This is a genomic window from Pseudomonas sp. PA1(2017) (assembly GCF_001945375.1).
In the GTDB taxonomy this organism is placed as follows: Bacteria; Pseudomonadota; Gammaproteobacteria; order Pseudomonadales; family Pseudomonadaceae; genus Aquipseudomonas.
In genome coordinates this window covers 1,431,130-1,458,080 of record NZ_MSXU01000009.1, presented here as the reverse complement: position 1 = coordinate 1,458,080, position 26,951 = coordinate 1,431,130, and the positions used below count along the sequence as shown (strand labels likewise).

The window sequence follows — 26,951 nt, the reverse complement described above, 5'->3', positions numbered from 1 at the left end:
TCGCGACGATTCGCTCAGGCACCACCGATAGGCAGTCAGGCTACAATCTTTTCGCCCCGAGGTCGGGGCTCCCACAGGTTGGTTTGAGTGGCTGCTCCTGCCTTGTAGCTGCCGCTTCAGGCACATAAGGATCGTGATCAGGTTCTGAGCCGGGCGGCGCCAGGGCCGCCCGCGAGAAATTCAGTCCGCCGACGGCTCGCCGTAGCGCCAGCGAATGAAGTTGTGCAGGGCCAGCAAGCCGCAGATGATCACGAATGGAATCAGCAGCACGCCGGCGACGATCGAGCCCCACCAAGCCACGCCGCTCTGCCAGGTCTGGCCCTTGCCGGCTGCCACGAAAACCAGGCGGGTATCCACTTCGCCAAAGCGAGCATCCGGGTTCAGCACCTGCACCTGCAGGCGGTAGTCACCGGGCTGCATGGGAATGCGCGCCACGGCGCGGGTGATCTGGTCGCTGCCGTAGCTGGTCAGCTCGTCGCCCAGCGAACCCTGCCCTTCGGACAGCAGCTCGCCACTCGGGGTGAGCAGCTTCCAGGCCAGGGTCAGCGGTGCCGGCGGGTACTCGACCCACTGCTCGTTCTCCCAGATCGGCCCGCCAGACAGCTTGCGCACCGTGAACAGCGGCAGCTCGGCGGTGGAGAACACCACGGCCAGGGTGTCGAATTCCAGGGTCCGGGTCTCTACCGGCAGCTCGACGGTTTCGCCCTGGTCGAGGCGCACCGGGGCGTCCAGCGGCAACGTGGTGGCCCAGACGAAGAACAGCCGGAACGCGACGACCAGCACCAACAGGCTTAGGCCCAATCCGCCCCAGAGAAGCGCTTTACTCTTGTGACTCAATGCTCGACTCCTACCGACCGCAGCGAAAACAGAAGCGCAAGGCTACTCGATATGAGGCGTTGGATTCACCTGCGCCAATGCGTCGCAGCTCGCTACGGGAATGGACCTGGTCACAAAAAAGCTTCTTGAATAGTGCCAGCTGATGTTAACTGCCGCCCTTCACCCAAGAACGCAGCGGACGCCACCAAGGAAAGCCATGTTCAAACGGAGCGCGTGCTATCTGCTGCTGGTTGGTCTGTACGCGCAAGCGAGCGCCTTTCTCTATCTGGACGGCCGTTCGGCTTTCTACCTGAAAGACGAAGAGCTGGACTACCTGGCACTGCTGATCGCTGGTGCGGTTCTAGTGCTTATGCCCGCTCTGGCGCTGTTTCTGATCGGCATGGCTCGCCGTGAACCACGGCGCAAACCGGTGATCCCCCAGTACCGGCTCGTCGTTGCGCTGGCATGCGTGGGCCTGGTGGTGCAGGCGATCCCTACCTTGAAACACGGCTATTACAAGCACCACTACGCCCTCAGCGAGCAAGGGGCCTGGTATGGAGGCGTCGAGTCGTTCAACGTGCTGGCCTTCAACGGCAAGGGCTTCTGCGAACTGAGCACCAAGACTGCCGTGCACTTCGCTGATATGAACGATGACGGCTTCGCCGATATGGTGCTCGATGGCAGCGCTGCCATGCCCTACGTCTCAGCGAGCGACGAATTCGAGAACTGCCCTTTCCTCGGCTTCTAGCCAGGCGGGATCACTGCTGCCGCCTTTGCCGATCCACTCACCGAGGACACCATCCGCCCCCGTTCAGCGTTAAAGCAAGCTGACCGGCTAGCCAGGGGCGAGCCGATCATGTCGCGCCCGGGCTACTCAGGCATGGTTCAGATACCAGCGCCAGTCCTGCTCGCCGACCTCGGCCATGAACTGGCGATATTCGGTCTGCTTGATCGCCAGGAACACCTTGAGGAATTCCTCGCCCAGCGCCTCGCGCGCCCAGGTCGATCGCTCCAGAGCGCGCAGCGCGGTGAGCCAGTCGGTAGGCAGGAACTCGGTGGCCTGTTCGTAGCCGTTGCCGACGATGGCGGCGCCCGGGTCGATCTGCTCACGGATACCGTGGTGGATACCGGCGAGAATCGCCGCGGCTGCGAGATAGGGGTTGGCATCGGCGCCGCAGATGCGGTGCTCGATGTGGCGGCTGACGGCCGGGCCGCCGGGCACGCGGAACGACACGGTGCGGTTGTTCACGCCCCAGCTCTTGGCCAGCGGCGCGTAGCTGTTGGCCTGGAAGCGGCGGAACGAGTTGGCATTGGGGCAGAAGATCGCCAGGGAGTCGAGCAGCGTGGCCATCATGCCGCCGATGGAGTGGCGCAGCAGCGGCGTGCCCTGCGGGTCTTCGCTGGCGTAGAGGTTGTTGCCCTGCTCGTCGGCCAGGCTGACGTGCAGGTGCATGCCGCTGCCGGCACGGTCGCCGAACGGCTTGGCCATGAAACAGGCCTGCAGCCCATGCTTGTTGGCCACACCGCGCACCAGGCGCTTGTAGCGAATGCCTTCGTCGACGGCCTGCAGCGCATCGAAACGATGCTCCAGGGTCAGTTCGAGCTGGCCCGGCGCATACTCGGAAATCGCCGTACGCACCGGCAGCCCCTGCACTTCACAGGCCGCATAGAGGTCGTCGAGAAACGGCTGCACCTGCTCCAGCTCGTACACGCCGTACACCTGGGGCGCCTCGGGGCGCACGCCGTTCATCTGCACGGCCGGTTGCGGGCGACCGCTGGCGTCGCGCTGCTTGTCGAGCAGGTAGAACTCCAGCTCTACGGCCATCACCGGGTGAAAGCCATCGGCCTTGAGACGCTCGATCACCCGCATCAGGGCGTGGCGCGGATCGGCCGGGGCAGCCGGCTGGCCCTGGGTCGGGTGCATACTCACCTGCAACTGGCCGGTGGGCGTGTTGCGCCAGGGTTGCAGGGTCAGGCTGCCGGGCAGCGGATAAGTCCAGCAGTCGGCGTCGGCGACCTCCCAGACCAGGCCGGTGGCTTCGACGTCTTCACCCTGCATGGTCAGGGACAGGATCGAGCTGGGCAGCGGCCGACCGTTCTGGTAGATCGCCAGCAGCTCGTCACGGTGCAGCAGCTTGCCGCGCGGCACGCCATTGGCGTCGATCAGCATCAGCTCGATACTGCGCACCTCGGGGTTGGCAGCGAGAAAATCGCGGGCTTCCTGGATGTCGGCGAATTGCATGATCAGTACTCGTAAGGATTGCGGGAAACACCGGCGCGATCATCGGGATCCCGCCGGTCTACGGCGTTAACCACGGGCACCGGGAATCGCCAACAGCTCGGTCAGCCCTTCATCGAGGGTGGCGATCAGCGTGTCGACGTCGGCAGGGGTGGTCTGCGGCGTACACAGGGTCATGTTGTGAAACGGCGTGATGAGGATGCCACGGTTGATCAGATACAGGTGCAAGGCCATCTGCAAGCTGTCATGGAAGGCCGCCTCGGCTTCGGCGCCGGTTTTCGGCGAGGTGGCGCAGAACTGGAATTCGCAGCGCGAACCCAGTTCGGTCACTGACCAGTTCAGGCCATGCTTGCTGATCAGCACGCGCAGGCCGTCGGCCAGACGTGCGGCCAGCGGCAGCATATGAGCGTAGGCCGCGGGCGTCATCACCTGCTCCAGGTTCACGCGCATGCAGCGCATGGCCAGGGCGTTGGCCGACAGCGTGGTGCCCATGCCGCTATGGCCGTGGCCACTGCTGGTTTCGCTGGCGTGCTGCTGAGCCAGGAGCATGGCCTGGGCCATTTCATGGCTGCAGCCGTACACCGAGCACGGCACGCCGCCGGCGATCGGCTTACCGAGGGTGATGAAGTCCGGCTTGAGGTTCCAGGCACGGGTGCAGCCGCCAGGGCCGGTGGAGATGGTGTGGGTTTCGTCGATGATCAGCAGGCTGCCGTACTGCTTGCTCAGCTCGCGAACCTTGTCCATGAAGCCTGGCTCGGGCAGCACCATACCGATATTGGTCATCGCTGGCTCGCAGAGAATCGCCGCCACGTCACCCTGGGCAAGCGCCGCCTCCAGCGCGGCGACATCGTTGAACGGCACGGCGCGGCTGGTCTTGGCGAGGTTGCGCGCCTGGCCGATCAGGCCGCCACGGTGCACGGTGCGGCCTTCCTTGCAGCGCACCATGACGTCGTCGACGGTACCGTGGTAGCAGCCATCGAACACCAGCAGCACCTTGCGGTTGGTGATGGCGCGGGCCCAGCGGATCACGAAGCGGTTGGCGTCGGTGGCGGTGGTCGCCACCTGCCAGAACGGCAGGCCGAAACGTTCGGCGAGCAGTTCGCCGGCGATGATCGCGTCCTCGCCGGGCAGCATGGTGGTCAGGCCGTTGGCGCCCTGCTCGGCGATGGCCTGGGCGATGGGCTCGGGCGAGTGGCCGAACATGCTGCCGGTGTCGCCCAGGCAGAAGTCGATGTACTCGTGGCCGTCGACGTCATGAAAGCGCGCACCCTTGGCGCGGCTGACGAACAGCGAACTGGGCATCGACCAGTCGCTCATCCAGTGCATCGGCACGCCGCCGAACAGCGACTTGCGGGCGCGCTTGGCCAATTCCACGGATTTCGGGTTGCGTTGCAGGAAATGCTCGCGCTCACGGGCGGCGAAGGTTTCGACGGCTTTATCGTTGATGCCACTCGGGTACATGGGAAGGCTCCTGTTGTTGTCAGTCGGGGTCAACGCAGCGCTCAGTTACCGGCCGACACCCCGCAGTCGATGGCCAGATCCGCGCCGGTGATCGACCGTGCGCCGCTCTGGCAGAGAAAGAACGCCAGGTCGGCCACCTCACCGGGCTGGATGAAGCGCGCCGCCGCGCCTTGTGGGTACTTGGCGAGCAAATCCTGGTAATAGGCGTCCTGGTCGCCATTGCCGTAGCGCTCGGCCTGGAACTTGAGCATCGGGGTTTCCACGTCGCCCGGTGACACGCTGTTGCAGCGCACGCCAGCGGGGGCCAGATCCAGCGCCAGGGCCTTGGTCATGAGGGTCACCGCACCCTTGCTGGCGCAGTACGCAGCGGCGTTGCGGTTACCCTGGCGGCCGGCGTCGCTGGAGATGTTGACGATGGCACCCCTGCTCTCGCGTAACGCCGGGATGCTGGCCGAGCACATGAAGAAGGTGGCTTTGAGATTGACGTCCAGCACGATGTCGAAGTCCTCTTCACTGAACGTCTCCACCGGCCCCTCGCGCCACACCCCGGCACAGTTGATCAGGGCGTCCAGGCGACCGGTGGCGGCCAGCAGCGCGGCGACCACGTCACGGCAGGCGCCGGGTTTACGGATGTCGGCGGCGTGGGCGCCGGCCAGCTTGCCGGCGGCTTGCCGGGCAGCAAGGGTGTCGGCGTCCAGGTCGGTGCCGAACACCGTCCAGCCGCCCGCAGTGAAACGCTCGCACATGGCCTGGCCGATACCGCCCAGGGCACCGGTAATCAGAACGACGGGTTGCATCGATTCGCTCCTCGGCCCGCGGGCCGCTCGAGAAGAGGGGGAAGTCAGATAGTTGGTGCTCAGGGCGCCTTGTTCTCGATCAAACTGTTACCGCCATCGATCACCAGCGTTTCACCGGTGATGTAGCTGGCTTCGGGAGACGCCAGGAAAGCCACCGCAGCGGCGACTTCTTCGGGATGGCCGGCGCGCCCCACCGGCACGTAGGCAGCGGCCCGTACTTCTTCCGGCAGGCTGGCTGCAGTGGCGATCCAGCCCGGCGCGACGGAGTTCACGGTGATGCCCTGCCCCGCCACTTCCAGCGCCAGCGACAGGTTGAGGCCGACCATGCCGGCCTTGGCCGCGCTGTAGCCGGCCTCACCGGGATTGCCGACACGGGTGCCGGTCACCGAACTGACGTGTACCACCCGGCCATAACCGCGCCGCTGCATGCCCGGCAGCACGGCGCGAGTGAGCAGGAAGGCGGTGGTCAGGTTGCGCGAGAGCGACAGATTCCAGACGTCCAGGCTCATCTTGGCGACTTCGACGAACGGCTCCGGGCTGCCCTGCATGGCCATGCCGGCGTTGTTGACGAGGATGTCGATGCGCCCCCATAACGACTCGGCCCAATCGGCAAAGGCCTGGGTCTGCGCTTCGTCGGTAAGGTCCACCGCGCAGCCTTCCGCCTCGAAACCGGCAGCGCGCAGCTCGGCCACCCGCTCGGCAATACGCGCACTGCTGGCGGTAACGATCAGCTTGACGCCAGCCGCGCCGAGGCGACGTGCGATGGCCATGCCGATGCCACTTTCACTACCGGCGCCACTGACCAATGCGACCTGATCTGCCATTGCCCTGAACATACCCACCTCACACAAACCGGGTTTCGATGGGCTGGATGCTAGGCGCATAAATCTGATACAAAAAGACAACTGTTATCAGGAAATCTGACAATCATGATTTTCACCAGCGAAACGCTGCGGGTCTTTCTCACCGTTATCGACAAAGGTTCGTTTTCAGCAGCCGCTCGTTCCCTGGGTCGCGTGCCCTCGGCGGTGAACATGGCGGTGTCGCAGCTGGAGGCGGAGCTCGACCTGACGCTTTTCGATCGCTCGACCCGCAAGGCGCTGCCCACGGCTGCCGCCCGAGCCCTGGAGCCCCAGGCCCGGCAGGTGGCCAGCCAGCTCAACCTGCTCGATGCCCATGCCCTGCAACTGCACAAGGGCCTGGAACGCCGCTTGGTGATCGCCATGGCACCGGAGCTGCAGACCGGCGCCTGGAGCCGGCCACTGACCACCCTGGCTCGGGAGTTTCCGACCCTGGAAATCGAGATTCGCTCGGCCGCACAGACCGACGCGGTGCGCATGATTCATGACGGCAGCGCGCATGTGGCCCTGATGTTCGAGCGCCCCGGCATCGACGAGCGCGAAGCCTTCGCCGAGGCCGGCAGCCAGTTGCTCACCGCGGTGGCGGCGCCGGGCTATCCGTTCGACAGCGAGGGCAAGCGGCTGGACGCCGGGCAGATGGCCGATACCCGGCAGATCGTGGTGGCCAGTGACGATCCCAAGGCCTCGGAACCGCAGATCGTGCTGTCGCACCGGGTGTGGCTGACCGACAGCTACATGGCTACCCTCGATCTGGTGCAGGCCGGCATGGGCTGGGCCTACCTGCCTCACCCGCTGGTTCAGCCAATGATCGACTCGGGAGTGCTGGCCGCGGTGAAGTTCGACAACATGGCCAGCCAGATCCGCCTGTGGGTCGATGTGATCTGGTACAAGAGCCGCCCGCTGGGCCTCGGCGCGCGTCGCTATCTGCAGCTACTGCGCGAGCAGGTGGAAGCCGGCCCGGCACGCTCCTGAGCTAGTGCGAGGCCAGCACCACGCGGTTGCGACCGCCGCCCTTGGCGGCGTAGAGCGCCTGGTCGGCGGCGGCGACCATGGCCTCGGGGTCGCTGAACGCCTCACCGGGCACGCCGGCGACCACGCCGATGCTGACGGTGATCTGGTCGTAGGCGGATTGGCGATGCTCGATCCCCAGGCGCTGCACCGCTTCACGTACCTGCTCGGCCATGGCCAGGGCCTGTTCGGCGGATACGTCCGGCAGCACGATGGCCATTTCCTCGCCGCCATAGCGGGCCACCAGGTCGCCCTCGCGGCGCACCCGGGCGCGCATCGCCTTGCTGACCTCGATGAGCGCCTGGTCACCGCGCTGGTGGCCGTAGGCATCGTTGTAGCCCTTGAAGAAATCCACATCGACCAGCGCGAAGGCCAGCGGCGTGCCCTCGCTGCCGGCGCGCTGGAACACGCTGGCCAGGTAGCCGTCGAGGTGGCGGCGATTGGCCAGGCCGGTGAGGCCGTCTTCGGTGGCCAGGGTTTTCAGGGTGGTGTTGGCGGTGGCCAGGGACTGGTGCGCGGCGTGCAGCTCCACCGCCATGGCCGACTGCCGGCCCAGGGCGCGCAGCACCAACAGGCCCATGATGCCGACGCCCAGCACGGCGGCCAGGGCAAAGCCCCACATCGACCAGGCACGCCGTTTCCAGGCAGCCAGCGCCTCCCGCTCCGGCATCGCCACAGCCACCAGTACCGGGTACTTGGGGCTGGCGTCGAAGCCATAGATGCGCCGCACGCCGTCGACGATGGCGGTCAGCGTCACCGAGCCCTTGTCGATGCCCTGGTTGATGGCCTGGAGCATCGGGCTCTGGGAGATGTTGGTCAGGTAGGTCTGCGCATCGCTTTCGGAACGGGCGAGGATGGTGCCGTCGCGCTTGGCGAGCACCACGATGCCCTGCTCGCCGAGTGGCAGCGAGCGATACAGGCTGCGAAAACGTTCGACGCTGAGCGTGGCCAGGGCGACGCCACGGAACGTGCCGTCGTCCTCATAGATACCTTTGGACAGGGTGATGACCCATTGCCCGGTAGTCTTGCCGCGCACCGGCTGGCCGATGTATAGCTCGCTGTCCGCACGTTGTCGGTGATGCTGGAAGTACACGCGATCGGCGTTGTTCAGCGCATGGGTTTCGGCGTTGGTGGCCAGGAAGTACTGGCCGTTGGCATCGGACATGTACAGGCCGTCCAGCTCACCCAGCTCGCGTATCTGGGTTCTGGCCACCTGGTTCAGCTCACGGATGTTGGCCTCGCCATGGCCGCCGGAGCGGTGCATGGAGATCAGCGCGGTCAGCACGGTATCGGCGACCCGGATGGTCGATTCGGCCTGGCTGTTCAGCGCCGCCGCCAGGGTCTGCATGGCTTCGGTGCTCTTGGCCATGGCCTGGGCCTTGTCCCAGCGCACGTGCAGGGCGGTCGACAGCAACAGCACGCCGCACACGAAAATCACCGCGGCGATCAGCAGGCCACGTGGGTTGCCGGCTCCCGAAGGCAGGTCGAACTGTCGCCGACCGGAATCATGCACGTCTGGTTCTTCCCGCTCGCTGCCGCGCCATCACATCGCCCCCTGCTGCCCTGAACGTCGTCACGGCCCCGCCTGTGGATGCGTGGCCGGGCGCCCACAGCCTACGCACAGATGAGCGCGGCGCCCAGCCCCCCGGGCTGGGATTGCCGGCCTCGATCACGTTTGGCCCGCCGTGCCTTCGCGCACCAGCGTTTCGAACCAGTCGGCGTAAGGCGTATTGGCGACCAGATGGCGGTTGTAGTCCGGCGCGCCATCGCGCCACCATACCGGGCCGCGCTCACCCAGGCCGACCTTGGCCGCCTGCACCTGGGCGCGTGCATGGGCGAGCGCTGCGGCGTCGTCTGCCGCCTTGGCGGCCTTGACCAGGCGCCGAGCGTCCATGAGTTGGTTGACCAACTCCTGGCGCCGCGGCTCGCTCAACGCAGGATTGGACAGGCGCCACAGCCGCCCCCTGACGATCAGATAGCGGCCGTCCGGGGTGGTCAGCGTTGCCGCGTCGTGGCGACTCATCTGGCGGATCCGTCGCGGCCCGAATTTGCCCACGCGGTGCAGTGATGATCGTGCATGGGCCCTCGCCGCTTGGTCGCTGTCTGTCCCGAAATCGACCCATGAGGCGGCGCCGAAGTTTAACCCGTTGCCGAATCAGGCGAGACAGGCGCGGCCTGCAGCCGTAAGCTTGGCGCCCTGTCCCGCCACCAGGCCAGGCCGGCACCCGGATGCCAGCCGGCCCAGCAGCCACTCGAAGCCTTGCGTATGAAAACCACCACCGATCTCGCCTCCCCCGAACTCGCTGCCAACGACGTCGCCTCGCCCGTCCAGGCCCATGGCTTTCTGCTGCCGATCGTCGGCGCCGCCGCGTTCTCGCACCTGCTCAACGACATGATCCAGGCGGTGATGCCAGCGGTTTACCCGATGCTCAAGACCCAGTTCTCGCTGAGCTTCGCGCAGATCGGCTGGATCGGTCTGGTGTATCAGATCACCGCCTCGCTGCTGCAGCCCTGGATCGGCATGTACACCGACAAGCACCCCAAACCCTACCTGCTGCCCTCCGGCATGGTGATGACCTTCATCGGCATCGCCCTGCTCGCCTTCGCCAACAGCTACGAGATGCTGCTGCTATCGGCGGCGGTAGTGGGCGTAGGCTCGGCGACCTTTCACCCCGAGGCGTCGCGTATCGCGCGGATGGCCTCCGGCGGGCGCTTCGGCACGGCGCAATCGACCTTTCAGGTCGGCGGCAACTCGGGCTCGGCCCTGGGGCCGCTGTTGGCCGCCGCCATCGTCATCCCCTACGGCCAGCATGCCATCGCCTGGTTCATGCTCGCCGCCGCCCTGGCGATCTTCGTGCTGTGCCGCCTCACCCTCTGGAGCGTCCATCACGGCCAGGCGAAGCTGAAAAGCCTGGCCAGCAAACAGACGGCTGGCCTGAACCGCGGCCAGGTGATACAGGCCATCGCAGTGATCTGCGTGCTGATGTTCGCCAAGTTCGTGTACATCGCGGCGTTCACCAACTTCTTCACCTTCTACCTGATCGAACGCTTCGCCATGAGCGTTCAGCAGAGCCAGATCTACCTGTTCATCTTTCTCGCTGCGGTGGCGCTCGGCACCTTCGCGGGTGGCCCGGTGGGCGACCGCATCGGCCGCAAGGCGGTGATCTGGATCTCCTTCATGGGCGTGGCGCCCTTCGCCCTGGCCCTGCCCTATGTCGGCGCCACGGCGACGGCGGTGCTGGCGATCATGATCGGCCTGGTGATGTCCTCGGCGTTCGCGGCCCTGGTGGTTTATGCCCAGGAAGCGGTGCCGGGTCGCGTCGGTATGGTGTCCGGGCTGATGTTCGGCCTGATGTTCGGTATTGGCGGCATTGGCGCAGCCGGCCTGGGCGAGCTGGCCGACGTACACGGCATCGTCTGGGTCTACCACCTGGTGTCGTTCCTGCCGCTGCTGGGCCTGGCCACCGCGCTGCTGCCCCGCACCCGGCCGCTCAAGCCAGCGGTGCCGGCCCCCGCAGGCCGCTAACCCGCCACCTGCAACTCATAGCGCAGGTAGCCGAGGGCGTTGGCCCCGACATGGCAGAACCCGGCGCGCTCGTAGAGCCGCCGGGCCGGGTTGTCGGCACGAACGTGCAGGCTAAGCGTCTCGAAGCCCGCCTGCCGGGCGCTCTCGGTATAAGCTCCAACCAGCACCTGTCCGATTCCCATCCGCCGATATGCCTCGCCGACATGCACGGTGCACAGCTCCGCGTGCCCCAGCTCATCGGCCCATAGCGAATAGCCGACGAGCTGGTCATCGACACAGGCGATGGTCAATCGCTCGAAGTTCTCGACCCACAGCGCCAGATGCCGCTCGGCAGCCATTTGCCAGGCGTGCTCATGCTGCGGCTCCCATTGACGGATATAGGCCAGTTCGCCCCGGTAGATAGCCGGTAGATCGGTGACCCGCGCGGGTCTGAGCACAGGTTTCGGATCGCCGTTCTCTGGTTCGCCAATCATCGTGAACACCCTCATTGCACGGCGGCCCACCGCCTTTATCGATAAACCCTTGATGAGTCGATGAATTCGCGCTTTGTCATGCGGACACATCTTGAGATTATAATAATAACGATTCTCACAATCATAACGCCTCCTACTCGCTCAACAGGGAACCCGTCATGTCGCGTCTCGCCCCACCTCGCTGCTTCGCTGCGCCCCGCAACCACCTGGCCTTGGCCATCTGCATGGCCACCATGGCGCCGGCCCTGGCCCAGCAGAGCAGCGAGGCGCCGGACAGTGCCGTCGGCGTGATGGAACTGGGCGCCACCGAAATTACCAACACTCAGCTGGGCAGCACCACCGAAGGCTCGCGCTCCTACACCACAGGCGCCATGTCCACCGCCACCAAGCTGCCCATGACCATGCGCGAAACGCCTCAGGCGGTCACCGTGATCACGCGGCAGCGTATGGATGATCAAGGCATGACCAGCATCAATGACGCCATCGACGCCGCGCCGGGTGTGTTTCTCAGCTACTCCAGCGGCCCAGGCCGGCAGACCTACTACGCCCGCGGTTTCGAGATTGACAACCTGATGTATGACGGCATCCCCAGCGGCTACAACGGCGTAGGTGTGGGCGTGCAACCGAACCTGGCGATGTTCGACCGGGTGGAAATCGTGCGCGGCGCCACCGGCCTGGTCACCGGTGCAGGCAACCCTTCGGCGGCGGTCAATATGGTGCGCAAGCGCCCGCTGGCCGATCAGCACGTCACCCTCACCGGCGCAGCGGGTAGCTGGGATGATTACCGTGGCGAAGTCGACGCCTCCAGTCCGCTCAACGAAAGCGGTACCCTGCGCGGCCGGGTAGTGACCTCCTACCGCGACGCCAATAGCTTCGTCGACGGCGCCGAGGAAGATCACGGTTTGTTCTACGCCATTACCGAGGCGGACCTGAGCGACGACACCACCCTGGCAGTCGGCTTTTCCCATCAGAAGGACAAGACCAACAATTTCTGGGGTGCCTCGCTGGTAGGCCTCGACGGTCGCCACCAGGATCTGCCGCGCTCCTACAACCCAGGCACAGATTGGGAAAACAAGGAGCAGGAAACCAACACGCTGTTCGCCGAACTGCGTCAACAGTTGGCAAATGACTGGAAGCTGCAGGTCAATGCCAATTATTCCGACCTGAATGCGCTGTTCTCGGGCTCATACCAATCTCGATTCGACGAAACAACGAGATCCTTGGAGCGAACCGTCTGGCAGGCCAAGTACGACGAGCACAAGCTCGGTTTGGATAGTTTCTTCAGTGGCCCGTTCGAGGCCTTTGGGCGCACCCATGAAATGGTGGTAGGCGCCAGCAAGCGCATCACAGACATGAATACCCACAGCTACAGCCCTTATGTGACCAACTGGCCTGTAGACGGTGGAAAACCGGACTTCACGCGCACCGGCAGCAAGCGCACGGTTACTACCGAGGACGGCGTGTACCTGACCACCCGCCTGAGCCTGGCCGACCCCCTGAAACTGATCCTCGGCGGCCGCCTGGACTGGTACGACTACGACGACAAGGAACGCTCGGATGCCGACTACAAGGTCACTCGTAACGTCACCCGTCTAGCCGGGCTGATCTACGACCTGGACGACCACCATTCGGTCTATGTGAGCTACAGCGACATTTTCAAGCCACAAACCGAAAAAGACATCACCGGCTCACCAGTCAGGCCCATCGAGGGCAAGAACTACGAGGTGGGCATCAAGGGTGAATACTTCGATGGCGCCCTCAACGCCAGCGCAGCTCTTTTCCGCATCGACCAAGAGAACCGTGCGGTGGAAACTTCCAGGATAGGCTGTCCGCAGACCGCCTGCTATCTGGCCTCCGGCGAGGTAAGAAGTCAGGGGATCGATCTTGAAATCCAAGGCGCCCTTACCGAAAACTGGCAGCTCGGAGCAGGCTATACCTACGCCCGCGTGCACACCTTGAAGGATGCCGCCAACCCGCAAAACGAGAAACAGCGCTTCGACACCGACATGCCGGAGCACCTGTTCAAGCTTTCCACCGTCTACCGTTTCCAAGGCCCGCTGGAGAAACTGCGCGTGGGCGGCAATATGTCCTGGCAGAGCCGTATGTACAACGACATCCCGCTGGACGATGGCAGCAGCTACCGCCTCAAGCAGGGCGCCTACGCCCTCACCAATCTGATGGCAGGATATGCGGTGAACGAAAATCTCGATTTGCAGCTCAACGCCAACAATATCTTCGACAAGAAGTACTACTCGTCGATTTCCACATCGATTGAGTACGGCGGCGACACCTACGGCACGCCACGCAATCTGATGCTGACCGCCAAATACAGCTTCTAAGCCCGCACCTCACCCACAAAAAAGCCAGTCCTTCGACTGGCTTTTTTGCCATCACGCGAGGGGATCACTCAGCCTGATCAGGCGCCTGGGTATCGGCGCCGTCGTCGTAGCCGCCCATGTCTTGCGGGGCATCATCGCCGTAGGCCGACGCATCATCACCCAGGCCACCGCCCATGCCGCCGGTCTTGGACATCACCAGCATGACGAACTCGTCGACGCTCATGTCCTGGCCGTTGAAGGTCACCTTGTTGTCGGCGTAATGCAGGGTCGACTGCAGGGTCTCGCCTTCCAGGGTCACCAGGCCGGTGCCGAGGGCCATGCCGCTGCCCATCTCGGTCATCATCGCCGCCTGCTGCTCGACGGCCTGGGCATCGGTGACGCCTTCGACCATCGCCTGGATACGCACGCCATCGCCGATCACCGCCTTGGCGACCGACAGTTTGGCATCCAGCTGGCCGATCAGTTGCCGGCCCAGCTCGTCTGGCGGCAGCTCGAAGGATTCTGGCTTGTCCATGTCCACCACCACGCGCAGCGAGGCCTGGCCATGGGGCGTGGTGAGGGTGAAGTTGTCCAGCGCCAGCTGTGGTTTGCCGGCCAGCAGCTTCTCCAGGTCGGCCTTCATGCGCGCCTCTTCGTCGGCCGAAAAGTCGAGCGCAGGGGCCTCTTCACCCAGGGCCTGGGCTTTCTGGATGGGCGTCAGCTTGTCCTGGTAGAGCTTGAACAGCGACTGCAGCGCCGCGCTGTCGAAGTTCTTGATGGCCCACAGGGTGCGCAGGCCGCCGATGTCCTTGCCGTCGTAGCTGACCATGCCCAGGTCATAGCCGATCTGCCCGTTGAGCATGTTGCCGCTTTCCTGCAGGCTGCCGACCTGGGCGATGTCCTTGATCAGCACGGCTGGCTTGTCGCCGACCTTGATCTGCGCGGTGGCCAGCTTGATGCTGCTGTCGCCGACGTAGAAATCGGCGCTACCCAGGCGCTGGTCGCTGGTCACGGTCAGGCCATGCAGGTCGGCCTGTACCGGCGTGTCCTCGGTGCTGGTGATCGACAGGCTGTCCATGGTGCCGCTGACCTGCACTTCCTTGGCGTGCTTGCTGGCCTCGAAGTCCAGGGTCATGCCGGAGAACTTGACCGTAGAGGTTGGCGACGGCGCGAAATCGAGCGGCGTCAGCACCAGTGAGCCACGGCTGGCACCGTCGTAACCCAGGCTGGCCTGGCCAGTGAGCGGCGCGGCGCCCTTGGCGGCATCGAACCACTTCTGGGTCAGCTCGTTGGGTTCCAGCTGGTAATTGCTGGCGACCATGACCGGCCACAGGTTCAGGCGCATCAGGCGCGACAGCGGCAGCGGGCCGTGCTCGATGTTGTCCAGCAGCAGCACTTCCATATGCCGCGTCTCGCCCTCTTCGGACGGCGCATCGAAGCTGAATTTGTAGCGTGCGGTGCTGGTGAACAGACGGGTCTCCAGCGACACCAACTCCAGCTTGAAGCTGGCTCCAGTGCCCAGCAGCGCTTCGGCGCCCTGGCGGTTGGATTCCTCGATGAGGTCGTTGAGAATGCCGGGCAACTGGGTGCCGGTGTACCAGGCGCCGGCCGTGCTGAGTGCGCCAACCGCCACCAGCCCTACTGCTACTGCTGCTAATTTGTTCATCGTCTGCTCAATGCATGTCCATGATGGGAATGTTCGGCCTTCCTGGCCTGGCGCATGGTGCGCATGCTGCGAAAGGCGGCGAGCATCTTAGCATCCTGGCGGTTATGGCACTGTGCGAGCGCTCTCCATTTTCTCGCCACAATCGCGGTTTCAGTGCTCAGGGTTGAAGCCGACCGGTCACTCATCGGCAGGCCGGCCGCAACCGCCAACTTCTCCTGAATCCTTGCGCCTCGTCCGTAGTCATACCTCACCAGTAGGGCATGGAGTCATCCGTGCCCAAGCCGGCCAGCTACAGGCCATGACCGAGGTGCGCAAATGGCTACACAGAGTGAACGAGTGCTCGAACAGGCCATAATGGCCATGCTGGGCGCCTGCATCGACCTGGGCTACGACGTCGACAAGCTGGCTAAAAAGGCCCAGGTGCTGGTTCTCGACAACAGCAAGTACAACTACGTCGAGCAACCCATGCCCTCGACTCCCCACGAAGCCATCGAACGCGCCCTGTCGACGATCAAGAGCGCGCCGCGGATTTGAGCGATCAGGTGGGTGGCGCTCTGGTCGTCTGCCGATGCGATCAGCAATGGTGGGCGGATCGGGCCGTGCAGGCCATGCATCGCTGCCTGAGTAACTAACTGCGGGAGCGGGAGGCGACACCTAGCCCATGCCGGCGTTTTTTTCGCAGGCATGGCCCGCTCCCACAGGAGCTCACCTATAGGCCGCACCGGCTGCACGTGTTCGATTCCCAGTATTCGGCTTTCCCCTCGAGAAACCTCTAAGGATCGATCTTGCGCCGTAGCCACGAGAACGGCGCCAGCACCCAGAACAGCCCATAGGCCAGCGTCCGCGTGCACACCCTTGCCAGCAACGGCGCCGGTCGCCAGTGCGGCTCGGCAACGAAGGCACCAGCCGGGCGAAAGTGCGCCAGCGGGCGGGTCAAAAAGCCCTGCCAGAGACCGTCCCGCGAGATGGCCACGCCGAGGTTTTCCGGGATGAAGAATCCCGAGTGACCGTATCCGTCGGCGCGCACGTTGAGCGTCGACGCCGCCAGGTAGCCCACCGTCCCGCCCGGCCCGGCGCCGGGAATGGCGTACTGAGCGAACGGCACGGCGCGATCCTGACCGCCGACATGGTTGAGCACCGCCTCCACCCGCCCCTGCTGGATGAGCCGATCCCAGTCGAAATCCGGGCGCACGATGCTCGCTGCGGTGATGATGCGACCGAACTTCAGGTCGGCGAACTCGGGGTTCTCCAGCACCCGCGCCAGCAGCAGCGTGCCAAAGCTGTGGGCGATGATGTCCGGCCTGTCGGGCAGACGGCTCTTTTGCGCCTCTGCGATGGCGATGCGCATGCGCTCGCCCAGGCGTCTGGCAAGGCGTTCATGCAGCCAGCGGGCGAACACGTCGATGGTCGCCCAGCCGTACTTGTAGATCAGCACCGGCGCCGAATAGCTGAGCCGGTTGGCGATTTCCCAACTGAACGCTTCCTGCCATTTGGCCCGGCTGTTCATGCCATGGATCACGATCACCCAGCGAATGTCGCGGCTGCTCTCACCCACCAGCCGGTAGCTGGGTTCGACCTCGGGCTCGACGCCCTGCTGCTGAAAGTCGGCTTGGCAGAACGGGCAGACCGTATTGGCCACGCCTGCCGGCAACAAACGCGCGCACCCCGCCATGGGGCAACGATAGGCATCGCGGCGCTCGGCGGCCTGGGCGCTGGCCAGGCCATCGAGAAATGCCTGTAACCCGCTGTCGTCGGGCGACGCCTCGACCGCCTGGGCGAACTGCGCCTGGGTGAACTCCAGCTCGACGCCCTGACCCAGCCGCCGGTCGATTTCCGCCTGCCAGCGGTCTGGCCGTGCACTATTCATGGCGCGCTGTTATACGCCCAGAGCAGCTCGACGATGCGCAGCACGTCTTCACGCTTGCACTGCGCCCAGATGCGCAGCCGCGCTTCACGGCCATAGACCTGCACGGCGATGCGCCGGCTGGTGCCGTGTTCTTCGGCGGCGAAATGCAGCATGCCCTGGGCACGGTCGAACTGGCCGGTGTCCACCGCCTGCAGCACCACACGCACCGGTTCCACGGCGTCGATGCCGCCGTCGGCCAGGGTCGAGGCCATCTCCACATAGCCGCCATCGAGTTCGAAGCGGGTCGAATGCACGCCCTTGCCCTTGCTCGCCGCCACCTTGACGGCCTGGTCGAGGGGAATGGGTTTCGCCGGGGCGTCCGGGCAACCGATGGTGGCCAGCGTGCGGCGGATGTCCTGAAAGACCGCCTTGTGATCGATCTCGGGGTTGCGGTGAATCAGTACCAGGCAGTAAGAATCGGCAAAGCGCCATTCGAAGCGCACCACGCTGCGATCCAGGCGCTGCCGGTAGGCGTCGAAGCGGTAGTGCTCCAGCCCTTCTTCAAGGGTGAAATCTTTGGGTTTGAAGCGATTCCAGCCGGCCTTGCCCTGATGCCAGAGCAGCGACAGGCTAGTGTCGGACAACGCGATATGGGTGAGCGTCAGGGCCTCCGGGAAATCCAGGCTGGCGCTGGCGCCGAGCGCTTCGGCATGAGGGCTCGCGGCGATACCGGCGGCCAGCCGCGCCCCATCCACCTCGGGCGGCGCGATCAGATAAAGGTGCTGGTCGCCCCAACCCTCGACTTCCGCCAGCCAGGCTTCGAGCTTTTCCTGGGTCAGCTCGTCGGCATCGATGGCGGCATCCAGGTTGGCAGCGAAGTCCTCCTTGGTCGCGCCGATTCTGGCCGTGGTGCTGCGCAGCAGCTCCTTGATGAAGGCATTACCCTGGGCGACGATCACCCGTCGCACCAGCTCCTTGAGTTGCGGTTTGCTCAGCGAATCCATGCCCTCTCCCGGCGGTACGAAGCGTCCTATGCTGCGGCACGACATAGCTATACGCCATCATACTGCCTGGAGAGAGATTTGGCTCGATCAGCGTGCTTCAGCAACTATCCGAACAGTGCCAGCAGCCTGCCTCGCTGGCAGTGCATTGGAACGCCAGCGAGTCAGGTATGTCGCTCAACTACGCCGCTGCACCACCAGATTGCCCACGGAAACCTGTACGACCTGATCGTGCTGATTCAGGGTGGTGGTGCGTAGCTTGACCAGGCCCTGGGTAGGTTTGCTCCTGGACGGCCGCACCTCCAGCACCTCGAGCTCGACCCGTAGCTCGTCGCCGGGCCGCACCGGCAGCGGCCAGCGCAGTTCGTCGAAACCGGCGCCGATGATGCCGCCGGCCAGCTTCGGCTCGCAGTCCACCAGCAAGCGCATGGTCAGTGCCGCAGTGTGCCAGCCACTGGCCGCCAGCGAGCCGAACAGCGACTGTCGCGCTGCTTCGTTATCGAGATGAAAAGGCTGCGGGTCGAACTCACGGGCAAAAGCCTTGATGGCGTCTTCGTCGACGCGCGCCCGGGTGGCGCCGGTGAAACGCTGCCCGGGGGTGAGGTCATCGAGGTAGTGAAGGGTCATGGCGGTCTCCCTGTACGTGGCGAATGCGCATCGGTGAACGGCGTGTCAGCGTGTACCGTCGGGCTGCGGCGCGCGGCAGGCGCTGAGGATTTCATCGGCCAGGGGCGAGTCATCCGGGCAGGCGCGTGACAGCACGATGGCGCCGACGGCCTGGGAGAGCTGGCCAATGAGCCTGGCCCGCTGCTGTTCGTCCGCTTCCTGCTCGCCATTGCGCGCCAAGCTGGTGAGCAGGGCCTCGATGGCGTCGGCGAAGATGGTCTTCAGCGCTTCGGGCTGGCGCGCCGCATCGCCGCCAAGGGCGGAAAGCGTGCAGCCGTGGTCGCGGGTATCGCGGTGCTTGCGCGTCAGATAGAGATCGAAGAACCGCTGCGCATTCAGCTCCTGGCTGCGCTCCAGGGTTTGCGCGATGCCGCAGGCCGCGGACTCCGCCATCAGGTCCGCCTTGGAAGCGAAGTGCTTGTAGAAGCCGCCATGGGTAAAGCCAGCAGCAGCCATCAGCTCCGCTACGCCCACGCCGTCGAAACCCCGCTCACGGAACAGCTGCGATGCCGTTTCCACGATCAACGCCCGGTTCGCCTGGGCCTGGGCTTTGCTCACGCGCATATCGCCGCCTCTGCATTGATGCTCGATTCAGTGACTTCACTATACATAGATGTCGATCATAATCAAAAAGAATTGACAAAAAAGATTATGAACATAATCTTAATCATCGACGGCAACCTGTCTCGGTATTCGCGCCATGAATGGCGTACGTATCAGCGGCGCGCCGACGCTTGCAACACGATAAAGGTCATGGGCATATGGCGGCGCTTCGCTGTCGATTGCGGCCGGCCTCGCGCGCCAGTCCAGCCTTACTTTATTTGCAAGCAGCAAGCCGCTGAGCGCAGCGGCCATTCAAACGAGATGAGGTCTCCATGTCCGATGACGTTCTGTTCAGCCCTTTCAAGCTGAAAAGCCTGGCACTCCCCAACCGTATCGTCATGGCGCCGATGACCCGCGCCATGGCGCCAAAAGGTATTCCAGCCGAGGCACATGCCGAGTACTACCGCCGCCGCGCCGAAGGCGGTGTCGGCCTGATTCTCACCGAGGGCACGGTGATCGACCGCCCGGCCTCGCGCAACATGCCGGGCATCCCCTTCTTCCACGGCGACGCGGCGCTGGCCGGCTGGGGTGAAGTAGCGAAGGCCGTGCATGCCGCTGGCGGGCTTATCGGGCCGCAGATCTGGCACACCGGCTCGACCCGTGGCCAGGGCGGCTGGGAGCCTGAAGCACCGGTAGAGAGCCCAAGCGGGCTGGTGGGGCCGAATGATCCGCGCGGCACGGAAATGAGCCTGGAAGACATCGCCGACACGGTGGCCGCCTTCGCCAAGGCCGCTGCCGATGCCAAGCGCCTTGGCTTCGATACCGTGGAGCTGCACGGCGCCCACGGTTACCTGATCGACCAGTTCTTCTGGCCCGGTACCAACACCCGCACCGACGCCTTTGGCGGTGCCACGATCGCCGAGCGCTCGCGCTTCGCCGCCGAGGCGGTTCGCGCGGTACGAGCCGCAGTGGGCGAGGACTTCCCGCTGATCCTGCGTGTCAGCCAGTGGAAGCAGCAGGACTACGCCGCGCGCCTGGCCACTACGCCGGAACAGATGAGCGAATGGCTGGCACCGCTGGTCGAGGCCGGCGTGGATGTACTGCACTGCTCGCAGCGACGTTTCTGGGAACCGGAGTTTCCGGAACTGGACGGCGCCGAGGGCCTGAACTTCGCCGGTTGGGCGAAGAAGCTCACCGGTGCGGCGACCATCAGCGTCGGCTCGGTGGGGCTCGACGGCGACTTCTTCGGCGCCTTCGGCGGCAAGGGCTCCGGCGCTGCGGTGCTGGACAACCTGCACCTGCGCATGGAGCGTGAGGAGTTCGACCTGATTGCCGTAGGCCGCGTGCTGATTTCCGATGCCGGCTGGGCCAACAAGGTGCGCAATGGCGAGCCGCTGCCAGGCTTCAACGCCGCCGACCTCGCGACGCTGGCCTGACGGCCAGGCTGCAAAAAAACACGGGCCAGGCGGCCCGCGTTTTCTCACCTGACGCAATCGCCCGCCCCTATTGTTCCTCACCCCGCAGCTGGGCGCTCAACCCGTCGCAACTGACAGACCATTCACTGAGCCAGTCCGCCAGCGCTGGCGATTGCTCTGGCAGGCCGAGCTCGACGGCGAAGTCGGCCGGCGGGACGTTGCCGTGCCGGCCGCGAAACAGGCCGCGCATGATCACCACGCCAGCCACTCGGCCATCCTTGACGAAGCGGTGCTCCATGAAGCTCCACTTGTCGTCCCAACCCAGCATGCGGGTGTGGATTTCGAAGCGCTCGAACAACCGCAACTCTCGGCGAAACTTGCCCCATACGTCACCGACGATGGGCAGCGCGCGCTGGCGCAGCGCCACCCGGAACGCGCCGCTGCGCAGCACGTAGTCCATGCGCCCGATATCGGCGAGGGTGAAGTAGCGACCGTTGGTGACGTGACGATTCAGGTCGAGATCCAGCGGCCAAACGCGCATGCGCACCACGGTGGTATCGAACGCCGAAATGGGTTTGCGCCAGGGCCGGCGCAACAGCATCAGGAAAAGACGAAACCAGAGATTCATGGGGCGACGGCCTGTACCAGCGAAAGGGCTCCACTTTATACAGCGCGTCTTCAGGCACGGTAGCTGCGAAACAGCCGTTTGCGAGGGGATTTGTGCATGCCGCAACCGAAGTCAGCGGTTGGGAGCGGAGTCGGCATCCTGAATGAAATGATCGGTTGGTATCGAAGCGGTTATGCCGTCGAGTTCCTGCAAGCGCTTGACCTGGGCAATGAAGTCCAGCATCACCGCTTGCACGAGGGCGCCGTTGCCCAGTTGCGACGTACTCAAGTGCCGTTGGCCTAGGCATTGCCCGTCGGCGGACATCGCCTTGAAGCAGATGCCGGTAGGGCATCGTTCAAGTTCGAGCTGGCAGCCGGTTTCCGTCTTGAATCTGCTGATGTATTTGTCCATACCTGTGTGAGGCGGATACATGCAGAACAGTTCGTATAGTCTTGCGACCACTCGTCCGGCGCCGCAGCGCGCCATTGCGGCGCCTGCGGCTACCCTGCTTCAACCCACGCCGGTGGGCCCGTCGATCACCTGGCGTACCTTGCGCGCCAGCTCGTTTGGCACGTACGGCTTGGAGATCACGTCGTACTCGCTGCCGCCGGCATCGGTGCGTTCCAGCGAGTTCTCCGCATAGCCGGTGGTCAGCAACACCTTGAGGCCCGGCTTGCGACGCCGCGCTTCGCGCGCCAGCATCACGCCGTTCATGCCGCCGGGCATGATCAGATCGGTGAACAGCAGGTCGTAGTCGGCCACGTCCAAACGCAGCAGCGCTTCGCGCGCATTGAGGGCGATGTCGGCGACGTATCCGTAGTCCTCCAGCACCATGCGGGCAAGGTCGGCCACGTCAGGGCGGTCCTCGACCACCAGTACGCGCTCGGTGCCGTTGCGCTCGTTGGTGCGTTCCTTGGCCGGGCTGTGGATCACCTGGCTGTCGTCGGCCGGGAAGTACAGGCGCAATGTGGTGCCCACGCCCTCCTCGGAGTAGATGCGCACGGTGCCACCGGATTGCTTGACGAAGCCATAGACCATCGACAGGCCGAGCCCGGAGCCCTTGCCTTCATCCTTGGTGGTAAAGAACGGGTCCATCACCCGGCTGCTCACGCTGTCGGACATACCCATGCCGTTGTCGGTGATCGCCACGCTGACGTAACGCCCGGGCATCAGCCCGTCGTAGGACATGCTGCCCAGTTCTTCGACCGTCACGTTCTTGGTTTCGATATGCACCACGGGCTGCTCGCGCCCTTCCAGCGCGTCGCGGGCGTTGATCAGGATATTGAGGAACGCCACCTCGGCCTGGGTCGGGTCGATGCGGCAATTCCACAGGGTCCTGTCGAGGGTCAGGCGCAGATTGGCATGCCCCAGGGTACGTTCGCCGAGCTCCTGAAAGCCGCTGATCAGGCCGTTGAGGTTGAGCACCCGGCCTTCGAGCTTCTGCTTGCGCGAGAACGCCAGCAGTTGCTGGGTCAGCGTGGCAGCGCGGTCGGCGGCGTTGCGGGCGTTGTTGACGCAACGCAGGATACGATCCTGATCGTATTCGGGCTTGCTGGCCGAGCGCTCGAGCACTTCCAGATAGCCGATCATCACCTGCAGCAGGTTGTTGAAATCGTGAGCGATGCCGCCGGTCAGCTGGCCCAGCGCTTCCATCTTCTGCGCCTGGCGCAGGCCCTCCTCGGCATCGCGACGGCGGCTGATGTCCAGCTGCGAGGCAAAGAAGTAGATCAGCTCGCCGGCATCGTTGTAGACCGGCGAGATGAACAGCGCATTCCAGAACGTGGAGCCGTCCTTGCGGTAGTTGATCAATTCCACCGAGATTTCCCGGCGCGCATGGATGGCCTCGCGTACCTGGGTCACCACCGAGCGATCGGTTTCCGGGCCCTGCAGGAATCGGCAGTTCTGGCCGACGATGTCCTCCACGTCGTATCCGGTCATCTCCAGAAAGGCGTGGTTGGCGAAGATGATCGGGTTGTCGGGCCGATTGGGGTCGGTGACGATCATCGGCATGCGGGTGGTTTCCACCGCTGCGAAGAAGATGTTCTTGCCCGAGCCGGAAATGTCGCCTGAAGAGGCGTTATCAACCCGGAAGTCCTGCTTGCCACCTGTCGGCATCGGCTTACCTATCACGCTGCTGGCGAGGCCGGATGTAGCGCCCCTGTCCTGAGTTCGAGCGGCGGGCCGGCAAGAAGTTCTACATCGAATACGTGCTGTACAAGCCTTTCCCAACACCTCGCCGCTTCACTGCCAGAATTATCGTCAATCGCTGAAAATCAGCGCAGATGCTGCTGTTTACCGCGTGCCTACCAATGGCACACTTGCAGCCTGACTCGCATTACCAGCGCAAGGTTCGCACCGTGCCTTACATCTTCGACGATTTCGATTGGGCCGCCACTCCGCTGGGCGCTCAGCACAACTGGCCAACCGAGCTGCGCACAACCTGCGCGATCATGCGCAACAGCAGCTTTGCGATGTGCGCAGTCTGGGGTCGCGAGCGAACCTTTCTCTACAACGATTGCTACGCAGCGCTTCTCGGCGAGCAGCACCCTGGCGCACTGGGTCAGCCTATCGAGACGGCCTGGGCCCAGGTGTGGCCGACTCTTGGTCCATTGGTGGAACGAGTGCTTCGCGGAGAACCCGTGCATGACGAGAACATGCCGCTGGTGCTCTACCGCAACGGCTACCCCGAAGATACCTACTGGACCTTTTCCTACAGCCCACTGACCGACGCGAGCGGAGCCGTGGCCGGCTTTTTGAACGTGGCCATCGAAACCACTCAGGTGGTCACCATCGAACAGCCAGCCGTTGCCAACGCCGAACGGGTGCAACTGGCGCTGGCCGCCGGAGCGATCATCGGCACCTGGTTCTGGGATTTGCCTACCAACCGATTCACCGTCGACGAAGCGTTCGCCCGCAGCTTCGGCCTCGACCCGGCGATGGGCCGCAGCGGCCTAAGCCTGCAGCAGGTGGTCGCCACGGTTCACCCCGACGACATCGACAGCCTGCACGAAGCGATCAGCCAGGCCATCGCCCGCGGTGGCCCCTACGCTCATCAGTACCGCGTGCGCCGCGCCGATGGCCGTTATTACTGGCTGGAAGCCAACGGCCGCGTCGAATTGGCAGCCGATGGCACGGGCCTGAGCTTTCCCGGCGTGCTGATCAACGTCGAAGAGCGGCGCGCCATCGAAGGCGAACGTGACCGGGCCATCGCCCGGGTCATGGCGCTCAATGCCGAGCTGGAGCAGAAGGTCATCGCCCAGACCTTCGAACGCGGCCGTACGTGGCAGATCACTCCCGACCTGCTCGGCGTGCTCAACCACGACGGCTACTTCGAAGCCACTAACCCGGCATGGCAGGTCACCTTGGGCTGGTCCGAGGAAGAGCTGGCCAGCGTGCACTTCCTCGAATTCGTCCACCCCAAGGATCAGGCCGGCACGCAAAACGTGTGGCGCAAGTTCAAGGAGGCCGGCGAGCCGGCGTTGGGTCTGGAACATCGCTTCCGCTGCCGCAACGGCGAATGGCGCTGGTTGTCCTGGGTGGCCGTGCCCGATGGCCGCAAGACCTACTGCTCGGCACGCGACATCACCCGCGAGAAGCTCAACCGCGCCGAACTGCGCAAGCGCACCGCCGAGCGCGACCGCTTGTGGGAAAGCACCAATGACCTGATGGGCTCGGCGGGACTAGACGGCTATTTCAAGACCATCAACCCGGCCTGGACCCAGTTGCTCGGTTGGGACGCGGAAAAGCTTCTGAGCATCCCTTTTCTCGACGTGGTGGTCGAGGACGACTGGGCCGACGTACTCGACCTCATGGAGCGCCTGGGCAAGGGCGAAAAGGTTAGCGGCTTCACCAGCCGTTTGCGCAGCAACAGCGGCGAGACACGCTCGTTCATGTGGACCGCCGCGCCGGATCCATCAGGGCGAATCTTCCATTTCGTCGGCCGCGACGTCACCGCCCAGCACATGGCCGAGGAGTCGCTGCGCCAGTCGCAGAAAATGGAAGCCATCGGCCAGTTGACCGGCGGCCTGGCCCACGACTTCAACAACTTGCTGGCGGGCATTTCCGGCGCATTGGAGCTGATGCACCTGCGTATCGAACAGGGCCGCTTCCACGAGCTCGGGCGGTACATGGGCGCCGCGGAAACCGCCACCCGCCGCGCCGCCGCCCTGACCCACCGCCTGCTGGCCTTTTCGCGCAGGCAGACGCTGCTGCCCAAGCCCACCGACGCCAACGCGCTGATCGCCGGCATGTTGGAAATGATCCAGCGCACTGTCGGCCCGGGCATCCGCCTGGAAAGCGATCTGCAGGCCGACCTGTGGACGGCACTGGTGGATGCCTCGCAGTTGGAGAACACCCTGCTCAACCTGTGCATCAACGCCCGGGACGCCATGCCGAGCGGCGGCGTGATCAAGAGCACCACCCGCAATCTGCACATCGACGCGCCCCAAGCCGCAGCGCTCAACCTGCCCGAGGGGCCGTACCTGAGCCTGGCGGTCAGCGACGAAGGCGTGGGCATGCCGCCGCAGGTAGTCGCCCGGGCGGTGGAGCCCTTCTTCACCACCAAGCCGATCGGCGAAGGCACCGGCCTGGGGCTTTCCATGGCCTATGGGTTCGCCAAGCAATCCGGCGGGCAGATGCGCATCGTCTCGGTGGTCGGCGAAGGCACGGTAGTGACTCTGTACCTGCCCCGCCACAGCGGCAACCCACAAAGCGAGGCCGAGCCGGACACCATGGCCGCACTCGAGCCCGTGACGGAGCGGCAAGGCAAGACCGTACTGGTGGTCGATGACGAGCCGACCATTCGCCTGCTGGTGACGGACGTGCTGGAAGAGCTGGGCCTGAAGGTCATCGAGGCCAGCGACAGCGCAGCGGGCATCAGCCTGCTGCACTCGGACGCCGTCATCGACCTGCTGATAAGTGACGTCGGCCTGCCCGGCGGCATGAACGGCCGGCAGATGGCCGACGCCGGAAGGCTGGTCAGGCCGGCCATGCCGGTGCTGTTGATCACCGGTTATGCAGAGAATTCGCTGCTGACCGACGGGCAACTGGCACCCGGCATCACCGTACTGACCAAGCCGTTCAGCCTCGACGCGCTGGCCTCGCGGGTGCGTGAACTGCTCGCCGAGTGACGAGCCCGGGGCAAACGCCGGTCAGTCCAGCGCCTGCTCGTAATCTTTCACATACTGGTTGGCCAGGGTGGTCTTCTGCTGGTCGGTGAGCATCTTGCCGGCCTGCTGGAAAAAGGTGTGCTCTTCGTCCTCCAGGTGATGGAAGATCTTGTCCTTGAGCTTGCGCGCCGTGGCGATCCACGATGGGCTGGACGGGTCAGTGTCTTCCAGGGTTTCCAGCAACTCGTCCATCTCATGGTGCTCGGCCACGCCATGGCGAGACAGGTCCACGCCCGCGTCGTGCTTCATAAGTGGCGAATAGAAGAACCGCTCCTCGGCCCGGGCATGGGCCAGCAATTCGTCCTTCAGCTCACTGTAACGCTGGGCCCGCTCGGGGGAATCGCCCGTGGTGGCGAGCAACGCCTCGGCCATCGCCCGCTGACGGTCATGGCTCTCACGCAACGCTTGGAATATCTGCATGCAATCACCTCATCGGCTAACGACTGTTCGCGGCCTTTCGGGGCCATCTGCAGGTTGTGACCGAAGGGGTGAAAAGCGGGTTCACACTTTCAAGCGCAGGACTTCCGGCAGCTAGGGTCTG

At 64.5% G+C, this 26,951-nt stretch carries 24 protein-coding genes; 7 read left to right on the top strand and 17 right to left on the bottom strand.

Annotated elements, in window-relative coordinates:
- Positions 1 to 180 precede the first annotated feature (180 nt).
- Positions 181 to 837 (bottom strand): hypothetical protein, encoded by a 657-nt coding sequence (locus BVH01_RS13595; protein WP_139317831.1) that lies wholly within the window; start codon positions 835 to 837, stop codon positions 181 to 183.
- Between the two features lie 196 nt (positions 838 to 1,033).
- Between BVH01_RS13595 and BVH01_RS13590 the strand changes: the two genes are divergently transcribed.
- Positions 1,034 to 1,564, top strand: coding sequence for a hypothetical protein (locus tag BVH01_RS13590; RefSeq protein ID WP_075930798.1), 531 nt, complete (start codon positions 1,034 to 1,036; stop codon positions 1,562 to 1,564).
- Between the two features lie 126 nt (positions 1,565 to 1,690).
- Here the strand turns inward: BVH01_RS13590 and BVH01_RS13585 are convergent, their stop codons facing one another.
- The 4 genes from BVH01_RS13585 to BVH01_RS13570 all read right to left on the bottom strand — a co-directional run bounded on the left by BVH01_RS13585 (position 1,691) and on the right by BVH01_RS13570 (position 6,149).
- Positions 1,691 to 3,058 carry a glutamine synthetase family protein gene (locus BVH01_RS13585; RefSeq protein ID WP_075930797.1) on the bottom strand — a complete coding sequence of 456 codons (1,368 nt, stop codon included), beginning with the start codon at positions 3,056 to 3,058 and terminating at the stop codon, positions 1,691 to 1,693.
- 66 nt (positions 3,059 to 3,124) lie between these two features.
- The gene (locus BVH01_RS13580; RefSeq protein ID WP_075930796.1) at positions 3,125 to 4,516 is read right to left on the bottom strand and encodes an aspartate aminotransferase family protein; all 1,392 of its coding nucleotides are present in this window, start codon (positions 4,514 to 4,516) and stop codon (positions 3,125 to 3,127) included.
- A gap of 41 nt (positions 4,517 to 4,557) precedes the next feature.
- On the bottom strand, positions 4,558 to 5,313 hold the full coding sequence (locus BVH01_RS13575; protein WP_075930795.1) for an SDR family NAD(P)-dependent oxidoreductase: 756 nt from the start codon (positions 5,311 to 5,313) through the stop codon (positions 4,558 to 4,560).
- 59 nt (positions 5,314 to 5,372) lie between these two features.
- Positions 5,373 to 6,149, bottom strand: coding sequence for an SDR family NAD(P)-dependent oxidoreductase (locus BVH01_RS13570; protein WP_075930794.1), 777 nt, complete (start codon positions 6,147 to 6,149; stop codon positions 5,373 to 5,375).
- A gap of 93 nt (positions 6,150 to 6,242) precedes the next feature.
- Here BVH01_RS13570 and BVH01_RS13565 point away from each other — a divergent pair, with 93 nt between their 5' ends.
- Positions 6,243 to 7,145: a LysR family transcriptional regulator gene (locus tag BVH01_RS13565; protein WP_075930793.1), complete on the top strand. Its 903-nt coding sequence runs from the start codon at positions 6,243 to 6,245 to the stop codon at positions 7,143 to 7,145.
- A 1-nt stretch (position 7,146) separates the two neighbouring features.
- Here the strand turns inward: BVH01_RS13565 and BVH01_RS13560 are convergent, their stop codons facing one another.
- Positions 7,147 to 8,694, bottom strand: a complete 1,548-nt coding sequence (locus tag BVH01_RS13560; RefSeq protein WP_075930792.1) for a diguanylate cyclase — start codon at positions 8,692 to 8,694, stop codon at positions 7,147 to 7,149.
- 156 nt (positions 8,695 to 8,850) lie between these two features.
- A complete protein-coding gene (locus BVH01_RS13555; protein WP_075930791.1) occupies positions 8,851 to 9,204 on the bottom strand; it encodes a hypothetical protein in 354 nt (117 codons plus the stop codon).
- A gap of 243 nt (positions 9,205 to 9,447) precedes the next feature.
- Here BVH01_RS13555 and BVH01_RS13550 point away from each other — a divergent pair, with 243 nt between their 5' ends.
- Entirely contained in the window at positions 9,448 to 10,707 is a 1,260-nt protein-coding gene (locus BVH01_RS13550) for an MFS transporter (protein WP_075930790.1), read from the top strand.
- Here the strand turns inward: BVH01_RS13550 and BVH01_RS13545 are convergent.
- The gene (locus BVH01_RS13545) at positions 10,704 to 11,180 is read right to left on the bottom strand and encodes a GNAT family N-acetyltransferase (protein WP_075931034.1); all 477 of its coding nucleotides are present in this window, start codon (positions 11,178 to 11,180) and stop codon (positions 10,704 to 10,706) included. The two genes, BVH01_RS13550 and BVH01_RS13545, sit on opposite strands and share 4 nt — an antisense overlap.
- Before the next feature lie 158 nt (positions 11,181 to 11,338).
- On the opposite strand from BVH01_RS13545, the gene BVH01_RS13540 reads away from it, so the two are divergent.
- Positions 11,339 to 13,519, top strand: a complete 2,181-nt coding sequence (locus tag BVH01_RS13540; RefSeq protein WP_075930789.1) for a TonB-dependent siderophore receptor — start codon at positions 11,339 to 11,341, stop codon at positions 13,517 to 13,519.
- Positions 13,520 to 13,583: 64 nt separating this feature from the next.
- On the opposite strand, the gene BVH01_RS13535 is transcribed toward BVH01_RS13540, so the two are convergent.
- Entirely contained in the window at positions 13,584 to 15,164 is a 1,581-nt protein-coding gene (locus BVH01_RS13535) for a YdgA family protein (RefSeq protein WP_075930788.1), read from the bottom strand.
- A 315-nt stretch (positions 15,165 to 15,479) separates the two neighbouring features.
- On the opposite strand from BVH01_RS13535, the gene BVH01_RS13530 reads away from it, so the two are divergent.
- Entirely contained in the window at positions 15,480 to 15,698 is a 219-nt protein-coding gene (locus BVH01_RS13530; RefSeq protein ID WP_139315684.1) for a hypothetical protein, read from the top strand.
- Positions 15,699 to 15,936: 238 nt separating this feature from the next.
- Here BVH01_RS13530 and BVH01_RS13525 read toward each other — a convergent pair whose 3' ends face one another.
- The 4 genes from BVH01_RS13525 to BVH01_RS13510 form a co-directional block, all read right to left on the bottom strand.
- Positions 15,937 to 17,031, bottom strand: a complete 1,095-nt coding sequence (locus tag BVH01_RS13525; RefSeq protein ID WP_075930786.1) for a hypothetical protein — start codon at positions 17,029 to 17,031, stop codon at positions 15,937 to 15,939.
- Positions 17,028 to 18,014, bottom strand: coding sequence for a hypothetical protein (locus BVH01_RS13520; protein WP_075930785.1), 987 nt, complete (start codon positions 18,012 to 18,014; stop codon positions 17,028 to 17,030). Before BVH01_RS13520 ends, BVH01_RS13525 begins: the two co-directional genes overlap by 4 nt.
- 174 nt (positions 18,015 to 18,188) lie before the next feature.
- Positions 18,189 to 18,638, bottom strand: a complete 450-nt coding sequence (locus tag BVH01_RS13515) for a MaoC family dehydratase (RefSeq protein WP_075930784.1) — start codon at positions 18,636 to 18,638, stop codon at positions 18,189 to 18,191.
- A 45-nt stretch (positions 18,639 to 18,683) separates the two neighbouring features.
- Complete coding sequence (locus tag BVH01_RS13510) at positions 18,684 to 19,241, bottom strand: TetR/AcrR family transcriptional regulator (protein WP_075930783.1); 558 nt, start codon at positions 19,239 to 19,241, stop codon at positions 18,684 to 18,686.
- A gap of 311 nt (positions 19,242 to 19,552) precedes the next feature.
- Between BVH01_RS13510 and BVH01_RS13505 the strand changes: the two genes are divergently transcribed.
- Positions 19,553 to 20,656 (top strand): NADH:flavin oxidoreductase, encoded by a 1,104-nt coding sequence (locus BVH01_RS13505; RefSeq protein ID WP_075930782.1) that lies wholly within the window; start codon positions 19,553 to 19,555, stop codon positions 20,654 to 20,656.
- A gap of 67 nt (positions 20,657 to 20,723) precedes the next feature.
- Here the strand turns inward: BVH01_RS13505 and BVH01_RS13500 are convergent, their stop codons facing one another.
- The 3 genes from BVH01_RS13500 to BVH01_RS13490 all read right to left on the bottom strand — a co-directional run bounded on the left by BVH01_RS13500 (position 20,724) and on the right by BVH01_RS13490 (position 23,357).
- A complete protein-coding gene (locus BVH01_RS13500) occupies positions 20,724 to 21,263 on the bottom strand; it encodes an acyl-CoA thioesterase (protein WP_075930781.1) in 540 nt (179 codons plus the stop codon).
- Positions 21,264 to 21,374: 111 nt separating this feature from the next.
- Positions 21,375 to 21,653 carry a hypothetical protein gene (locus BVH01_RS13495; protein ID WP_075930780.1) on the bottom strand — a complete coding sequence of 93 codons (279 nt, stop codon included), beginning with the start codon at positions 21,651 to 21,653 and terminating at the stop codon, positions 21,375 to 21,377.
- A gap of 99 nt (positions 21,654 to 21,752) precedes the next feature.
- Positions 21,753 to 23,357, bottom strand: a complete 1,605-nt coding sequence (locus BVH01_RS13490; RefSeq protein WP_075930779.1) for a histidine kinase famiy protein — start codon at positions 23,355 to 23,357, stop codon at positions 21,753 to 21,755.
- Between the two features lie 194 nt (positions 23,358 to 23,551).
- Here BVH01_RS13490 and BVH01_RS13485 point away from each other — a divergent pair, with 194 nt between their 5' ends.
- Positions 23,552 to 26,371, top strand: coding sequence for a PAS domain-containing protein (locus BVH01_RS13485; protein WP_256562760.1), 2,820 nt, complete (start codon positions 23,552 to 23,554; stop codon positions 26,369 to 26,371).
- A 21-nt stretch (positions 26,372 to 26,392) separates the two neighbouring features.
- Here BVH01_RS13485 and BVH01_RS13480 read toward each other — a convergent pair whose 3' ends face one another.
- Complete coding sequence (locus BVH01_RS13480; RefSeq protein ID WP_075930778.1) at positions 26,393 to 26,830, bottom strand: hemerythrin domain-containing protein; 438 nt, start codon at positions 26,828 to 26,830, stop codon at positions 26,393 to 26,395.
- Between the last annotated feature and the right edge of the window lie 121 nt (positions 26,831 to 26,951).